Annotated in this window: 14 protein-coding genes; 1 reads left to right on the forward strand and 13 read right to left on the reverse strand. The window is 63.0% G+C overall.

Features of this window, described 5'->3' with window-relative positions:
- Positions 1–37: 37 nt before the first annotated feature.
- From AB2B41_RS11685 to AB2B41_RS11735, 11 genes are all read right to left on the reverse strand, one after another.
- Positions 38–193: a hypothetical protein gene (locus AB2B41_RS11685; protein ID WP_367877977.1), complete on the reverse strand. Its 156-nt coding sequence runs from the start codon at positions 191–193 to the stop codon at positions 38–40.
- On the reverse strand, positions 190–1,263 hold the full coding sequence (locus AB2B41_RS11690; RefSeq protein WP_367877978.1) for a phosphotransferase: 1,074 nt from the start codon (positions 1,261–1,263) through the stop codon (positions 190–192). Before AB2B41_RS11690 ends, AB2B41_RS11685 begins: the two co-directional genes overlap by 4 nt.
- The gene (locus AB2B41_RS11695) at positions 1,260–2,450 is read right to left on the reverse strand and encodes an acyl-CoA dehydrogenase family protein (RefSeq protein WP_367877979.1); all 1,191 of its coding nucleotides are present in this window, start codon (positions 2,448–2,450) and stop codon (positions 1,260–1,262) included. The genes AB2B41_RS11690 and AB2B41_RS11695 overlap by 4 nt, the downstream gene beginning before the upstream one ends.
- Positions 2,451–2,532: 82 nt before the next feature.
- Positions 2,533–4,125: a class I adenylate-forming enzyme family protein gene (locus AB2B41_RS11700; RefSeq protein WP_367877980.1), complete on the reverse strand. Its 1,593-nt coding sequence runs from the start codon at positions 4,123–4,125 to the stop codon at positions 2,533–2,535.
- 37 nt (positions 4,126–4,162) lie between these two features.
- Positions 4,163–4,930 carry a FadR/GntR family transcriptional regulator gene (locus AB2B41_RS11705; RefSeq protein ID WP_367877981.1) on the reverse strand — a complete coding sequence of 256 codons (768 nt, stop codon included), beginning with the start codon at positions 4,928–4,930 and terminating at the stop codon, positions 4,163–4,165.
- Between the two features lie 72 nt (positions 4,931–5,002).
- A complete protein-coding gene (locus AB2B41_RS11710; RefSeq protein WP_367877982.1) occupies positions 5,003–5,683 on the reverse strand; it encodes an ABC transporter ATP-binding protein in 681 nt (226 codons plus the stop codon).
- Entirely contained in the window at positions 5,680–6,432 is a 753-nt protein-coding gene (locus tag AB2B41_RS11715) for an ABC transporter ATP-binding protein (protein WP_367877983.1), read from the reverse strand. The genes AB2B41_RS11710 and AB2B41_RS11715 overlap by 4 nt, the downstream gene beginning before the upstream one ends.
- Entirely contained in the window at positions 6,429–7,367 is a 939-nt protein-coding gene (locus AB2B41_RS11720) for a branched-chain amino acid ABC transporter permease (RefSeq protein ID WP_367877984.1), read from the reverse strand. The genes AB2B41_RS11715 and AB2B41_RS11720 overlap by 4 nt, the downstream gene beginning before the upstream one ends.
- A complete protein-coding gene (locus AB2B41_RS11725) occupies positions 7,367–8,269 on the reverse strand; it encodes a branched-chain amino acid ABC transporter permease (RefSeq protein WP_367877985.1) in 903 nt (300 codons plus the stop codon). The genes AB2B41_RS11720 and AB2B41_RS11725 overlap by 1 nt, the downstream gene beginning before the upstream one ends.
- Positions 8,270–8,347: 78 nt before the next feature.
- On the reverse strand, positions 8,348–9,670 hold the full coding sequence (locus AB2B41_RS11730; RefSeq protein ID WP_367877986.1) for an ABC transporter substrate-binding protein: 1,323 nt from the start codon (positions 9,668–9,670) through the stop codon (positions 8,348–8,350).
- Between the two features lie 255 nt (positions 9,671–9,925).
- Positions 9,926–12,142: a molybdopterin-dependent oxidoreductase gene (locus AB2B41_RS11735; protein ID WP_420014288.1), complete on the reverse strand. Its 2,217-nt coding sequence runs from the start codon at positions 12,140–12,142 to the stop codon at positions 9,926–9,928.
- A gap of 370 nt (positions 12,143–12,512) precedes the next feature.
- On the opposite strand from AB2B41_RS11735, the gene AB2B41_RS11740 reads away from it, so the two are divergent.
- Positions 12,513–13,340 carry an alpha/beta fold hydrolase gene (locus tag AB2B41_RS11740; RefSeq protein WP_367877988.1) on the forward strand — a complete coding sequence of 276 codons (828 nt, stop codon included), beginning with the start codon at positions 12,513–12,515 and terminating at the stop codon, positions 13,338–13,340.
- Positions 13,341–13,516: 176 nt separating this feature from the next.
- Here the strand turns inward: AB2B41_RS11740 and AB2B41_RS11745 are convergent, their stop codons facing one another.
- The gene (locus tag AB2B41_RS11745) at positions 13,517–14,404 is read right to left on the reverse strand and encodes a CobW family GTP-binding protein (protein WP_367877989.1); all 888 of its coding nucleotides are present in this window, start codon (positions 14,402–14,404) and stop codon (positions 13,517–13,519) included.
- The gene (locus tag AB2B41_RS11750; RefSeq protein ID WP_367877990.1) at positions 14,404–16,047 is read right to left on the reverse strand and encodes an amidohydrolase; all 1,644 of its coding nucleotides are present in this window, start codon (positions 16,045–16,047) and stop codon (positions 14,404–14,406) included. The genes AB2B41_RS11745 and AB2B41_RS11750 overlap by 1 nt, the downstream gene beginning before the upstream one ends.
- Positions 16,048–16,066 lie beyond the last annotated feature (19 nt).

Consider the following 16,066-nt stretch of genomic DNA (forward strand, 5'->3'; position numbering starts at 1 on the left):
CCGACAACCGCACAAGAGGTGCGGGCCCTCGTTTGGATCAGGCCCCGAAAACCGGCGCGGAACCGATCTCAGGCTTCAGGCCTTCGAGCAACATATCCGCAATCGCTTGGTTGATCGCGTTCCCGCGATCGTGACAACGGAGGATAAACCAAGCCATCCCGCCTATTACGTCGAGAAAGACCGGTTCGTTCATAGGCATTCGTCAGCGGCTTCCACGGCCAATCTGACCAGTTTCGGATAGTGCTTGACGCGGGCCACCGAATGCGGCGATGCCGCCTGACCCCTTATCACTCGGCCCTTGATCCCGTGAAAGATCGCCGCCATGCGGAAAAAGTTGAAGGCAACGTAGAACGTGTAGTCAGGTATCCCGCGGCGGCCGGTGGTGGCGCAGTATCGGGCGATGTATTCTTCCTCCGTCGGGATGTTCAAGCTGGCCGGATCGACGTCGCCAAGCCCCGCCACGATCTCGGGGGGCATCCGGTACATCATCGCGTGATAGGTGAAATCGGCAAGCGGGCAGCCAAGCGTCGATAGCTCCCAGTCCAGCACGGCGATCACGCGCGGCTCGGTGGGATGAAAGATCAGGTTGTCACAGCGGAAATCGCCGTGAACGATCCGCGTTTCAGCGGCAGGCGGGATCGCCGTGGGCAGCCATTCGACCAGCCTGTCCATCCCGGGGTCAAGCCCCGCATCCGTGTCATCAAGATAAGACCGGCTCCACCGGCTGATCTGACGCTCGAAATAGTTTCCTGCGCGACCGTAGTCCTGCAGCCCCACGGCCTCGGGCGCAATCATGTGCAGCCGCGCCAGCGTGTCATTCATTGCCCAGAAATACGCGGGCCTTTCTGTCGCGGCGATCTCCGGAAAGCTGGCGTTCCAGAAGATACGGCCTTCCACCATCTCCATGATGTAGAACCAGCTGCCGATGACACTATCATCGGTACAAAGCCCGTACACCCGCGCAACCGGGAAGCCCGCCTTGGCCAGAGCCCTCAACACCCGCGCCTCGCGGTCGACCGCATGGGCACCTCTCGCCAGCTTGCCGGGCGGTTTGCGCCGGAGGACGTAGGTCTTTCCGGGCGTCACAAGCTGGTAGGTCGGGTTCGATTGCCCGCCCTTGAACTGCCGCAAAGAGAGGGGCCCTCCGAAGCCTGCGACATGTGCTTTCATCCAAGCGGCCAGCGCGACCTCGTCAAACCCGAACCCCGCTCTGACGGGCGTGGTCCCCGTATTGGCGTCGGCGCTGACGGCAGCGGATGTCATCCGCCGTGCTCCGCCTTCCAGTCGCGCTTGATCTTCTTGGCAAGGCTCCACTTGTGCACTTCGGTCGGCCCGTCATAGATGCGGAAGGCCCTGATCTCGCGGAACACCTGTTCAACGATCGTATCCGCCGTCACACCCTGCCCGCCCATGCATTGCACGCAGCGGTCCGCAACGCGCATCAGCGCCTCGGAAACGGCGACCTTGGCCATCGAACTTTCAGCCCCACCCTGCGCGCCGCTGTCGAGCACGTCGGCACACCAGTAGATCATCAGCTCGGCCTGTTTCAGATCCATCAGGTTCTCGGCCAGCATGAAGCCCACGCCCTCGTGGTCGATCAGCTGCTTTCCGAAAGCCATGCGCCGGTTCGCGTAATCCGTCGCGATCTCATGGGCGCGCACGCAAGCCCCGAGCCAGCGCATGCAGTGGCTCAGCCGCGCTGGCGCAAGGCGCACCTGGGCATATTTGAACCCCTCGCCCGATTCCCCCAGCATCTGGTCGGCGGGTACGCGCAGGTTGTCGATGGTGATCACCGCGTGCCCGCCTGGCATGGAGCTGTCGATGGTGTCCATCACCCGCTCGATCCGGATTGCGGGGTCCGGCAGATCGACAAGGAACATGCAGGCACCATCGTCGGATTTGGCCATGATGATGCCCATTCCCGCCCCATCCGCGCCGGTGATATAGGTTTTCCGCCCGTTCACCACCCAGTGATTGCCATCCATCTTGCAGGTGGTCAGCATCATCGACGGATCGGACCCCGCGCCCCCGTCCTCGGCCGGTTCGGTCATGAAGAAGGCGGTGCGCATGCTGCCGTCGATCATCCGCGACAGGAACCGCTCTTTCAACTCGGGCGAGGCGACCTTGCCCAAGAGGAACATGTTGCCCTCGTCGGGCGCGCAGGTATGGCAGGCCAGCGGCCCCAGCGGCGAAAGGCCCGACCGGATCAGCACCGCAGCCGTTTCCCGCTGGGTCAAATGTCCGCCATCGTCGAGAATGTGGGGCGTCATCACACCGGCCTCTCGGGCAAGCGCCTTCAGTTCCATCGACAGATCCTCTGACGGGCCATGGCCTCCAAGACGCGGATCACGCTCGTAGGGGATGACTTTCTCCCGGACGAAAGCCTCGACCTTGTCGGCGATCTCGAGCGCCCGGTCAGATATTCCCTCGCGTTGCAGCAGTTTACTCATTAGGTACAGTCCATTTCTCATGTGCCGGGCTTCGTCTCCGGCGGGTTGTCCAGTTTCGCAGGCTATTCGGCCTGGCGATCCGTCACGGCTCGACGAGACCGAGGTCCTGCTTGATCTGGCGCTTCAGGATCTTGCCATTGGCATTGCGGGGCAAGGGCGTCTCAAGCAGGGTGTAGCTTTCGGGGCATTGATAATCGGCCAGTTCAGCGGCGCAGGTCGCCGCCAGGGTCGCCTCGTCCACCGCTTCGGCCTTCACCGACAGCACGGCATGGACACGCTCGCCGAGGATCGGACAGGGTTTGGCCACCACGGCTGCCTCGATCACGCCGGGGCAGGCGGTCAGCACGCTTTCCACCTGTGCGGTGAATATCTTGTGCCCGCCCCGGTTCACCATGTCCTTCTTGCGATCGTGGACATGGACGAAACCATCCGTGTCGATCATGCCGATATCGCCCGATTTCCAGAACCCCGCTGCGAATTCGCGCGCGTCCGCTTCCGGGTTACGCCAGTATCCCGGCACCGCCATCGCGCCTCTGATCCAAAGCTCGCCGTCCTCCCCCCTTGGCACTTCGCACCCGTTCTCATCCATGACGCAGATCTCGGCCCCCGGCACGGGCAATCCCACGGACAGCCGCCGCGCGGCGGTATGTTCGGCGGGCATCACCGTCGCTGGTGAGGTCAGCTCCGTCGCCCCGTAGGCATTCATCAGTCCCAGTCCGGGCAGGGCATCGGCCAGCCGCTCGATCGTGGCGGCAGGCATCGGCGCGCCGCCATATCCGCCCACCCGCCATGCCGAGAGGTCATAGTCGCTCAGATCGGCCTGATGCAAACAAAGGCTGTACATCGCAGGCACCATGAGCGAACAGGTCATCCGCTCGCGTGCAGCGCATTCGAGGAACCTGGGTGCCTTGAACTCCCGCATGATCGCGATGGCGCCCCCGGCCCGGACCAGCGTGTGTATCCCGGCAACAAGGCCCGTCACATGGCTCATCGGGACCACGACGATGGTCTTGTCTGTCGGCCCCAACCCCATCGTGACCACGAAATTAGTGGACGAATGCACGACCCCCAGACTGGTCAGCATCGCCCCCTTCGGCACACCGGTCGTGCCAGAGGTATAGAGGATCGTCGCAACCTCATCCTCTGCGACATCCGCCGGTGTCGTCAGCGGCGATGCCTTCCGCAACGCCTCGTAGGCAACGAAACCTTCTGCCTCACCGACCGATATCCGCAGGTCGAGCGACGGCGTTTCTTCCGGCGTCGGCACCAGATGCGTGAACTCCGCCTCTGCCACCACCGCGACCGCTTCGGAATTCACCAGCGCGTGCCGGATCCCCGGCATCTGGTCCCTGATGCTCAAGGGAACGCTCACTGCGCCCAGCCGTGCCGCCGCATAAAGCAAGACCACGAATGGCACACCGTTTCCAAGAAGCATTGCGACCCTGTCGCCCTTCCGTACGCCCCGCTCTGCCAGTCCCGCCGCGACCCGGCCAACCTCAGCGTCGAATTGGGCGTAGGTCAGACGCACGTCATCGCAGATCAGGGCCTCGTTTTCGGGGAACTTCGCAACCGCCTCCTCAAGCAGACCGTGGAGGTTGGCCGGGCGCTCGGCATAGCAGGCGACCACCCGGTCACCGTAGTGCAATTCAAGCCGCAAAGTCCGCTCGGCTGTCATCTCGCTGCCCCCTCCGGTTGCGCCCCTGTCCGGTCCGTCATCTTTGCCCCTGCCTTTGCTCGACCAGCCGCGCGGCGGCCCCCGCGATGGGCTTGTCCAGGGGCAGCCCCGCGTGGACATAGCCCCGTTTGAAGTCGTCGATGTGCCGCGCCATCCACTCCCGCGCGGTTGCGGCGTCGCCTGCCCGGATCGCCTCGATCACGTGATGATGCGCCACCAGTTGCCGGGCCATCGCCTGCGGCAGTTTCGGGATCAGCACATCGATGCCGCTGTAAAGCAGGAAGCCAATCGGCTCGCGCGCCATCTGCAGCACGCGGTTCTTGCTGGCCGCCGCGACGCGGGAATGAAACGCCGTGTCGATCTCGACCGTCGCATCCCCCTTCCCTTCTGCTGCCTTGAGCTTTCGGTGAATGCGGTCCAGATCGGCGATATCCTCGGCATCCGCATGTGTCGCGGCCAATTCGGCGGCCAAGGGTTCGGTCGCGATTGCCACGCTCCAAAGCTCGTCAAAGGTCACGTCCAGCATGCTAAGCGCACGGGTCTGTCGGGAGGAAAGCTCCGCCATCCGCGGAATGCTCACCACCATCTTGCGCGGCGATATCCGCCGCAGGAAACCCTCGCTTTCCAGCCGCCTTATCCCCTCCCGGACGGTCGAGCGGTTCACGTTGAACATGGCAGCCATCTCAACCTCGCCGGGCAGCCGATCACCGGGCTTCAGTGAACCACCCAGGATCTGTGCCTCGATCTCGCTTGATACCTGCTCGTAGGCATGCTGGACGCGTAGGGGTTTCGCTTCGAGCGGCATAGGCGACCTACTTTTTCACATCCCGACCCATCGGATCCATCGCTGCAGTGCTCAGAGGGGCAAATGACGACATCACGTGGCCTCCGCCAGCGAGTGATCAATGACGTTCACCTTGATGATCTCACCGCGTTCGATCACGCTTTCACGCTGGAGCAGATCCAGCGAATGGCTAAGCTCGGACTGGGCAATCAGGACGGACAGCCCCTCTTCCTTCAGCGACGCGATCACCTCCGAAATGCGCTTGGCCAGTGCAGGCGCAACACCCTCAAAGGGTTCATCCAGCAGCAACAGCTTGCGCCCGGCGATAAGCGCCCGTCCAAGGGCAACCATCTTTTGCTGTCCACCTGAAAGCAGCAGCGCCTTGCGAGATGACATGTCGGTCAGTTCGGGCATCAGGTCATAGACGAAAGCCAGCCCCTTCTGGCCGTCGATGTCCTTGTTCACCCAGGCCGGCAGCAGCATGTTTTCCTCGACCGTCAGATCGGGAACGAGGCGGCGGTCTTCGGGCATGTAGCCAAAGCCCAGTTGCGCGCGCTGGCGCGGCGGCATGGTCGAGATGTCCTCGCCGTTCCACAGAACCTTGCCGGCCGACAGGGTCGCCAGCCCGGTGATGGTACGCATCACGGTGGTCTTTCCCGCACCGTTGCGGCCGACAAGGCCCATGCGCTCCCCCGTCCCGACCTCAAGGCTCACCCCCCGCAGGATGGGTGCCGCCTGGATGCTGACTTCGACATTTTCAAGTTTCAGTGTCATGCGGGCGCCCCCGTCACATAGCGTTGCACTTCGGGGTCCGAGAGCACTTCGTCCGGCGCATCGTCGGCTATGATCCTGCCGTCGTAAAAGGCCAGAACCCGTTCGGAGTAGCGGGTCACGATATCCATGTCGTGCTCGACGAAGATGACGGTCACGCCCGCCCCGCGCAGGGCCTCCATCACAAGGTCCATGATGGGAAACTTCTCATCCGCCGCGACACCCGAGGTGGGTTCGTCCAGCAGCATGATCTGCGTGTCGCCTGCCATGGCCATCGCGATATCGAGCAGTTTCTTGACGCCGCCCGAAAGCTCGGGGATCAGCCGGTCGCGATGCTCGGCGATGTTGAACCGCTCCAGCGTCGCCATCGCCCGCTCCCGCGCCGCGCGGTCATGGGCCTGCCGCAGGAACGACGGCCCCTTGGCCCCATGGATCGCATCGGCGACCAGCATGTTTTCCTCGACCGTCAGTTCGTTGCACAGCTGCGCGATCTGGAACGACCGGTGAATGCCCAGACGTGTGATCTGTCGCGGGGACATGCCGATGATGTTGCGGCCCCCAAAGTTGATCTGGCCAGCGTCCGGCCTGATGTAGCCCGTCACCATGTTGACGAAAGTTGTCTTGCCCGCCCCGTTGGTGCCGATCAGCGAATAGACGGCACCCTCCGGGACAGTGACCGAGATATCCTTGGCCGCCGTCACCGCGCCAAAGGATTTCTGGACGTCGCGAACCTCGAGGACACCCTTGCTCATGCCTCGTTCCCTTTCCGGCGGCTGACAAGCGATCCCAGTCCGTTGGGCAAGACGATGATCACCACCAGCAGGAAGATGCCCAGCGCCAATTGCCACGTATTGGGAAAATACAGGTTCGAGAATGACCGGACGAGCTCGAGAATGATCGCCGCGACAAAGACCGCCGGTACCGAAAGATAGCCCGCGAGAATGGCGACGAACACGAACTCTCCCGAGGTGGTCCAGAAGGCGAATTCCGGGTCCACGTGCCCAAGCGCCAGCGCCGCGATGGTGCCGCCGATGCCGCCCAGAACCGCGCCGAAGACGTAGTTGTAGGTCATGATGTTGCGCACCGAGGCGCCGAGGTATTCGATCCTCAGCTCGTTGTCCCGCGTGGCCAGTGTCAGCAATCCACGCTCACTGTCGAAATAGACCCGCATCAGCGTCCCGGCGATCACCACGATCACCACCACGTAGAGATAAAGCGCCGTCTGCAAGGGGCGGCCCTCCGGCGACCATCCAAGGAAAGTCGGGGCGGCGATGTTCAGACCATCGGTCCCACCGATGAAGCTCATCTTCGACAGTGAGCCGTAGAGCACCATGGAAAGCGCCAAAGAGAGCATCGCGAAGAAGATCCCACGATAGTTCGAGAGCAACGGCCCGAAGGCCACGCCCACCAGCAGGCAGACCAAGGCACTCAGCAGGGTCAGCAGAAAAATATCCGAGACCCCGAACTGATTGGAAACCAAGGTCGCCGTATAAGCGCCAAGGCAATAGTAAAGCCCCTGCCCGAAAGAGACGACGCCGCCGCGCATCATGCCGACGATGCCAAGGCAAACCAGCCCCTTGGCCAGCGCCATGGCGCAGAGAAACATGGCCCAGTCGGGCAGCACCACGGCACCTGCCGCCAGAATGGCAAGCGCGATCAAAGCACTGACAATAAGTTTGGACTGCATCAGATCTTCCTCGCCTGGGTTTTCGCGAACAGCCCCTCGGGCCGGAACAGCAGCACGATGGCCATCACGAAGTAGATGATGAAAAGCTCGGCCTCCGGCAGCAGGTGAACGGAAGCGGCCCGGCTGATCCCCACCATCAGCGCCCCGATGGCCGCACCGGGAACAGAGCCCAGCCCGCCAATGATGACCACGGCAAAGGCCACGATGATCACGTTGACCCCAAGCCCCGGCGTGACCGAGATCATCGGCGCGGTCAGCGCCCCGCCCAGCGCCGCGAGAAACGCACCGGCCATGAAAGCCCCGAGATAGATGCGCTGGACGTTCACGCCCATGGTCTGGCTCATCTCGGAATCGTGGATCACCGCGAGGACGACCTTGCCGATCTGCGTGTGGTTCAGCGTCAGCCACACCGCGAGGCCGACGACAATCGCGGCGGCGATGACCGCGAAATCGTAGCCCACATAGAACAGCGGCCCGATCTCGACATCGCCCAGCAGGGTGTAGGGCTCGTAGACGAAATAGGGGTTCACGCCCCAGATCAACTTCATCACGTCTTCGAGGATCAGGAAGACCGCGTAGGTCACCAGCACGTTCAGCACCTCGTCCCGGCCGTAGAAGAACCGCAAAAGGCCCCGCTCAAGGAGCGGTCCCAGCACCAGTGCAACCAGCACCGCGGCAAGAATCAGCGCTGCGTAGCTGCCGAAGGGAAAGACCTCGCCGCCGGAGGCGAAATAGACACCCACAAGTGAGGCCGAGGCATAGGCACCGATCGCATAGAGGCTGCCATGCGCGATATTGAGAATGTTGAGCACGCCGAAGACGAGCGTCAGGCCGACGGAGACGATGAAAAGCCAGCCGGCGTAGATCAGTCCGTCGACAAGGATGGTTGCCGCAAGATCCATGGATCAGGTGCCCCTGCGTTTTGTGATAGGGAAAGAGCCCGCCGCATCACAGCGGCGGGCCTGTTCAGATGGCGGGTATCAGTCGCACTGGGCGCCGGGGAAACCCTGCGCAATCCACTCCTGCGACTTCATGCCTTCGGGCGGGTTCACGCAGCGGGCGTCGTAGTACTCCACGTCGACCAGCTCCATCTTGCCCGCGTCGGCGTTCCACTTGGTGGTACCGATGGCATTCGGCTGGATCGCCTGATGCCCGTCGGCAAGCGCCATCTCGATCCGGCCCGAGGGCGCATCCCAGGAAAGACCCTTCATGGCCGCCGCCAGTTCCTCGCTCGACGGTTTCTTGCCGCCATTGTCGGCCATCGCCTTTTCAATCGCGGTCTTCAGACCAAAGAGCGCCTGCCACATGCGGAAGGGCGCCTGCACCGGGAAGGTGTTGTATTCGGCCTCATAGGCGTTCCACATGGTCTCGGTCAGTTCCTTGAGCTCTCCACCGCGCGCATAGGCGGCAAGCCCGTTGACGCCGCGCGCGCCAAGGAAGATGCCGTCGGGCATCTTGTCCTGAAGCTGCGGGATCACGTGGTCACCAGCGGCCAGCGCAAGCTGGGCACGCTCGTGCAGGCCCCGCGCCGTCGCCTGAATAAGGAAGCCCTGCAAATCGCCGCCCCAGTTCGAGGAATGCACCAGCGCCGGCCGCTCGCGCAGCAGCGCCGAGATCTCGGTGCCGTACTGGCCCGCGCCAAATTTCGGGAAGAGCGCCGTCTTGACCTCGGCATCGGGGTAAAGCTGGCTCATCGACGCGGTGAAATCCGCCCAGCTGTCCTGACCCCAGGCGTAATCCTGATTGAGACCGGCAAAGCTTGGCACGTCGAAGTTCCGCGACTTGAGATAGCGCGCCAGGCTGACGTTATCCATCGTGGCATGGGCGGCGGTGCGGAACACGTACTCGTAGGTACCATCCTCGAACACCCGCGGCGTGCCGCAGTCGTAAAGGATGGTAAAGGCCTTGAGCTCATCCGCGACAGGCGGGATGGCAAGGCAATCGCCCGACGAAACATATCCCACGACCGCGTCGACTTCCTCGCGCTGAACGAGGTTGCGGAATTCCTGAACCTGCTTGGTGGCACCGCCCGCCTCGTCAACGACGACGACCTCGATGTTCATGCCGCCAAAGCCCTTCTGGTCGTAGGGCGCGGGCAGCTTGCCGCCCTCGTTCAGCATGTCGACCAGCAGCTTGCCGCCGTTCCACGCCGGCACACCAAAGCTTTCCGCCGCCTGACCCGACAGGAACGTGATCACGCCGATCTTGAAGGTGTCGTCCTGGGCCGCCGCGGGGCCGGAGAGCCCCGCCGCCAGTGTCATAGCGGCCAGCGCGCCGCCAAATCTGGATTTGATCGTCTTCATGGTTTCCTCCCTGAAACATCAAAGGACTGGCCAGCTTTCAGGAGCAGATACGATGACAGGCGCCTCCCGTACCCGACTGTTGCGGGTACTGCCGTCATCCCTCCCCAAAGATGACTTCATTAGTGTCCTATTGTTGGACACTGTAGTGCAATTCACCTTACGTCAACCCGGAAATGCGACGTGGCTTGGGAAAACACTCGGGCGGCACCCCTAGCCCGCGGCCAGAGGTGGAAACCAAAAACACAGAACCCGAAACTAGAGCCGTGCGATCTCCACAAGCGTTGTATGCGCGCTGCACCCCTGGCCAAGGCGCGACGTCCCAACATCTCGGGTGAGCACATTCGGATTCCCGTCAGGATCGACGTTGGTTCCCGGATCCCCGAACCAGGCACCGGTCGGAAGGGCCACCACACCTTGGAGGATATCATCCGACACGCGCGCCCGCGCCCGACAGGCACCGCGCGCGTTGAAGACCCGAACCAGATCGCCCGTGGTGATCTCTCGCCGCGCTGCGTCCTTCGGGTGGATCACAATGGTTTCGGGCCGTGCCCCTTCGACATCGGCAAGGGCGCTTTCCAGCTGGCTGTGAAGCTTGTCCCCGGGCTGGGGCGAGACAAGGTGCAAAGGTGCGGCAGCCGTGGCAGTCCCCAGCCATTCGGATGGCGGAAGCCATACCGGATGGCCCGGGCAATCATCGTATCCAAAGCCGTCGATGGTTGCAGAGAATATCTCGATCTTGCCGGACGGTGTCGGGAGCGGCGCACCCTCCGGGTCTTCGCGAAACGGTGCAAAAAGTGTTCTGTTCGGCCCCTCCATCTGGATCGGCAGTCGGACCCAGTTCTTTTCCTGCAGGGCCTCGTAGTCCGGCACCTCGACACCTTCGTCCCGCGCCATGCCCTGATACGCGTGATAGAGCACCCGAAGCCATTCACCGGCTCTGCGCCCTTCGGTAAACTCCTGCGCCTTGCCAAGCCGTTCAGCCAGCCCTGCAAAAATCTGGTAATCGTCCCGGGCCTCGGCAACGGGCGGGATAAGTTGCGGCATGTGAAAAAGGTAGTCGTCGAAATTCGACCTGCCGATATCCTCGCGCTCGTAGGGCGTCGTCGCCGGAAAGACGATATCCGCCCGCTTGGCCGTCGCGGTCCACCAGGGTTCGTTGACGATGATCGTCTCGGGTTTCTGCCAGGCCTCGTGCAGCGCGTTGAGATCCTGATGATGATGGAACGGGTTGCCGCCCGCCCAGTAGATCAGCCGGATATCCGGATAGGTATCCCGTCGCCCGTTGAAATCGTAAGCCTCGCCGGGCCTGCGCAGCATGTCGCCTGCCCGCGCGACGGGGATGAATTTCGTGACAGGATTCTGCCCCTGGGAAAAGGTCACGCCCCGCAATCCCTTGAACGATTTCCCGACCCCACCAATAGCGCCATAGCCATAGCCAACGCCGCCCCCGGGCAGACCGATCTGCCCCAGCATCGCGGCCAGCACCGCCGACATCCAGAAGGGTTGTTCGCCGTGTTCCCCGCGCTGCAAGGACCACGCCACGGTGATCAATGTGCGTGTCGTGGCCATCCGGCGCGCCAGTTCCCGGACGGTGTCCGCCGCGACACCTGTCAGGGGCGCAGCCCAATCGGGTGTCTTGGGAAGGCCGTCCGTTTCGCCCAGCAGATAGGGCCGAAAGCGGTCATAACCTGTGGTACAGCGCCCCAGAAAATCCCGGTCCACCAGGTTTTCGGTCTCCAGCACGTAGGCCAGCGCCAGCATCAGCGCGGTATCGGACCCCGGCCTGACGGCCATCCACTCGCATCCGTCCGGCGCGTCGGTGCGCTGCGGCCCGATGTTGACACAGCGCATCCCTTTCTCGGCGAAGGTCTCGAACCAGCCCGCTGTTTCGTGCCGCGTGACGCCGCCCATGCTGACCTGTGAATTCTTCGGGTTCACCCCGCCGAACATGACCAGCGTCTCGGTATGTTCCGCAATCGTGTGCCAGCCATCCTGATGTTCGTAATTCAGCTGAAGAAACGGCACGCCGAAGACATGCGGCATGATCGCCTGAGCGCAACCGGTGGAGTAGCTGGCAAAGGAAGAGACGTAGCCGCCGATGGTGTTCAGGAAACGGTGCACCTGGCTTTGCGCATGATGAAACCGCCCCGCGGACCCCCAGCCATAGGAGCCCCCGAAAATCGCCTCGTTCCCATGGGCCTTGCGCACCCGGTCGATCTCGGCCGCCGCGATATCCAGCGCCTCATCCCATGGGAGTTCAACGAAGGTATCGCCACCCCTGCCCGTGCGCTCCCTGCTCTCCAACCAACCGCGACGAAACGACGGTCTGGAAACCCGGCTGCGATGGTGCACCGCCTGCGGCAGGATATCGGGGATTGCACTGGGATGCGGGTCTTCCGCGAAAGGCCGCGTGGCGACGATTCTTTCGTCGCGAACATCAACTTCGAAGGCCCCCCAATGGCTGGAGGTCACCTTCGTCACGCTTCCGGGCTCCTTGCTCAAGGAAACCTCCTGAATCTGGAAAGGGCATAGAGTAGAAAACTGAACCGAAGCTAACCGGCAAACCCGAGAAAAGATAGGCGTTTTGGCAAGCAGCAAAGCAGTCGGCGCGTCTGTCGTCGCTCTGGGTCTCCGGTCGGTCGAGGGCCCGCAAGAGCCCCGATGCAAAGGCAATCCCCTGTTGCGCACGTCCCCAATAAATCCGTCAGGCAGACGCCAACCTGATCCCACTTGAGACCGCGGCGCTTGCAAGGTTTGGGTTTTCAACTCCGGCCAAAGACCTGCTTGGCAAGAACGGCTTCGCCCAGCACAATGAGAAGACCAGCGACCCGGGACAAATGCCATGACGACCCTCGTTACCAGATCCTCCGACGGCACCCGCATCGCGTACACGACCACAGGCGACCCAGGCCTTCCGGGCATTCTGCTGATCCATGGCTGGGCACAGCAGTTCATCTGCTGGCGGCCAATTGTAGAGCGGCTCTCGAAGCGTTTTCACATTGTTTGCATGGACCTGCGTGGTCACGGGGCGTCAGACAAACCGCAGAGCGTTGAGGCCTACACCGAAAGCGATCTCTGGGGCAGTGACGTGCAGGCCGTCATCACCGCATCCAATCTCGATCGTCCCGTTCTTTGTGGCTGGTCCTACGGCTCGCGTGTCATCGCCGCTCATCTTGCCAGCTTCGGCGATGCCCACCTTTCGGGTGTCGCCCTTGTCGGTGGGATCCTCGCGATCGGTGCCGCGCGCGAGGACTGGATGGTCGGACCTGCCAGCCCGGCCTTGGACAAGGACCTCTTTTCCGAAGAGGTCCCACTGCGCCTCGCCGCCACGGCACGCTTTGTCGAGGCCTGCACCGCGCACCCGCTTGAGCGCAGCTACTACGCCGAACTGGTCGGCGCGAACATGCTGTGCCCCGCCCATGTGCGACGTGCGCTTTTCCAGACCGACCTTGATTTCGGACCGGTCTACGGCGCGATGAATTGCCCGGGTCTGGTCATTCATGGGACAGCCGATGCAGTGGTCACGGCAGCCACAGGCGAAAGGGCAGCCGACCTCATCCCCGGTGGCCGGTATGTGCCTTACCTGAACCTCGGTCACGCGCCCTTTCTGGACGCTCCCGATCGTTTTGCAGAGGACTTCGCTGCCTTCGTTACAGCGTGCCGCGATTGACCAGGACCTTCCCGATTTCCCCAAGGTGCTTCGCATGCCGCAATGCTCGCCTCATTCTACAGAGCGTTCAGATCATGTGTCCCGGTTAGGTCCTTTCTGGTTTGGCGCCCCAAGACGACCGCGTGCAAGTCATGGTCGGAACCCTGCAAGGCGAAGTTGATACAACACGCGCGATGTCACGCCTCCGCGCGGACAAGGTTCTGCACAAGCTCCGCATCGAAGAGCGCCCTGGCGCCGATGCACACCACGCCGACCTCGTGCGGCCCATCGGCGATCTCAACTTCGTACCTTTCCCCGACCACGTGGATCAAGGCGAGGCCCTCGTCCGTCTCCACGTAGCCCTTGGCGCGGGTGATGGCATCAACCCCGGCGAGCGTACGGGCGAGGTCCTCGGCATTCATGGGGCCGCGAGGTGACAGCACCGTGCTGGCGAAGGCGCTTTTGGACATGGGCGCGCTGCCGTACCGACCAACCAGCGGGATCGCGCCAACGACCGCCTCCAGCGGCACCTTCCCACGCTCGGCGCGCAGAACGCGGGCCTGCGGGGCTTGCATCCTCAACCAGTCCTCGACCTGCGAAAGGCGCTCGGCGCTGACCAGATCGGTCTTGGTCACCAGAAGAATATCCGCCTGCTCCAACTGCCGCAGAACCGTATCGGCAAGGTATTTGTTCGCGGCATTACGCTGGACCTGCTCGGCATCCGCCAGCACGATACTCGCATCCGGGCGCAACCCGTCCACCAGACCCACGGTCGTCATGATCGACCCCGGCAGCGCCACGCCGGAAGCTTCGAGCAGCACGTGATCGAAGCCGAGCGTGCTGTCGCGGATGTCTTCGAGCACCCCGATCATGTCACCGCCGAAAGCACAACAGACGCAGCCGCCGGAGATCGACATCAGCCCGTCTTCCTCGGCCTCGATCAGGTCCTCATCGATGGAGAGCTCCCCGAACTCATTAACCAGCACCGCCAGCCGCAAGCCGTTCGCGTTGCGCAGCAGGTGATTGATCAGCGTCGTCTTGCCCGCGCCGAGGTAGCCGGAGATGACGGTGACGGGCAGTTTCATCAGATGCCCGATGCCTCGAAGATGCGCCCGCCCTGCACCGTACCCCAGACGCCAATGTCCTTGAGGCTTTCGGGTGTCGCTTCGGTCGGATCGTCGTGCAGCACCGCGAAATCGGCCCGCTTGCCGGTCTCGATGGACCCGATGCGGTCGTCCATCTTCATGGTGATCGCAGCACCCATGGTGACGGCATAGAGCGCTTCGGCCACGCTGATCCGTTGCGCCTCGCCCTGCGTGCGGCCCGAAGCGGTGTGCCGGGTGGCCGCCGCACTCGCGGTAAAGAGCGGCCCGAGCGGTGTCACCGGCGCGTCGGAGTGGATCGTCATCGGCACGCCCGCGTCCAGTGCGGCACGACAGGCGTTCATGCGCTCCGCCCGCTCGGGCCCGACGGTCAGGCGGTAGTGTTCGTCGCCCCAGTAGAAATGGTGATTGGCAAAGAGGTTCACGCACATCCCCAGCCGCCCCATCTTGCGGAACTGCGCCTCGGAGGCGAGCTGGCAGTGCTGCAGGGTGAAGCGGTGGTCGAAGTCCGGGTGCTCGCGCAGCGCCGCTTCGAGCGTCTCGATGGTGAGCTGCGTCGCCTCGTCCCCGTTGGTGTGGGTATGCACCTGCACCCCCGCCGCCAGCGCGCGCTTATAGATCTCCGCCAATTGGTCAGGGGTCACGTACCACAGCCCGTTGGGCGCGCCGTTGTAGTAGCCGGGCCATAACAGCCGGGCGGAGAAGCCCTGGATCGAGCCGTCGGCCACCACCTTGATCTTGCCCAGTTCCAGCCGGTCGGTGGAGCGGTCGGTCAACGACGCGGTGTAATCGACCAGTTCCTGCGGCCCGACGCCAAAGTTGATGCGAAAGGCCACAAGGCAGACGGGGAACCGGTCCTCTCCCGTCACCCGCTCGAACATGGCGACAAGATCATCGTTCAACTGCTGGCCCAGGTCCGAGGATGTCGTCACCCCGGCCCGCACGCAAAGCCGCGCATAGTTACGCAATCCGTTCTCGTCCGAGGCGAGAAAGGCGCGATCCATGCCCACATGCTTGCCTGCGGGCATGATGATCTCGGGGCTTTTCAACTCGCCCGTCGGCAGGCCATCCTCACCCAACGGAATGCCCGGATGGTTGGTCCCCTCCTTCAGCAACCCGGCCAGTTCCAGCCCCTTGGTGTTGACGTTCAGGATATGGCCGGAGGCATGCAGCACCCCGACAGGCCGCGTCTTGGACACCCGGTCGAGGTCATGACGCGACACGCGCACGTTATCCATGTAGATCGGATCAAGCCCCCAGCCTAGCAGCGGCGCGTCCGGATCCTCGATCCGAGCTTCTGCCTCGGCAAGCCGCGCGATCACATCGTCGACCGTTTTCAACCCCGACCAGGTCTTGCCATCGGGGTCCATCCGGTCGAACCAGCCGACGTAGGTGAAGGACCATAGCGCCCCTTCCATCGTATGCGCATGCCCCTCGACCAGCCCCGGCATGATCACCAGATCGGCAAAACGGTCATCGAGCGTGTAATCGCCCCAGCCTGCCAATTCATCCAGTGTGCCTGCCCCCAGAATACGCCCGTCCCGCACCGCGACATGGCTGACCACGGGGCGGTTGGGGTTCATGGTGATGATTTTTCTGGCGGAGAAAATGGTGGTCTGGGTCATTGGGCAACTCTTCTTTTGA

The sequence above is a fragment of the Sulfitobacter sediminis genome (assembly GCF_040811725.1).
Lineage (GTDB): Bacteria > Pseudomonadota > Alphaproteobacteria > Rhodobacterales > Rhodobacteraceae > Sulfitobacter > Sulfitobacter sediminis.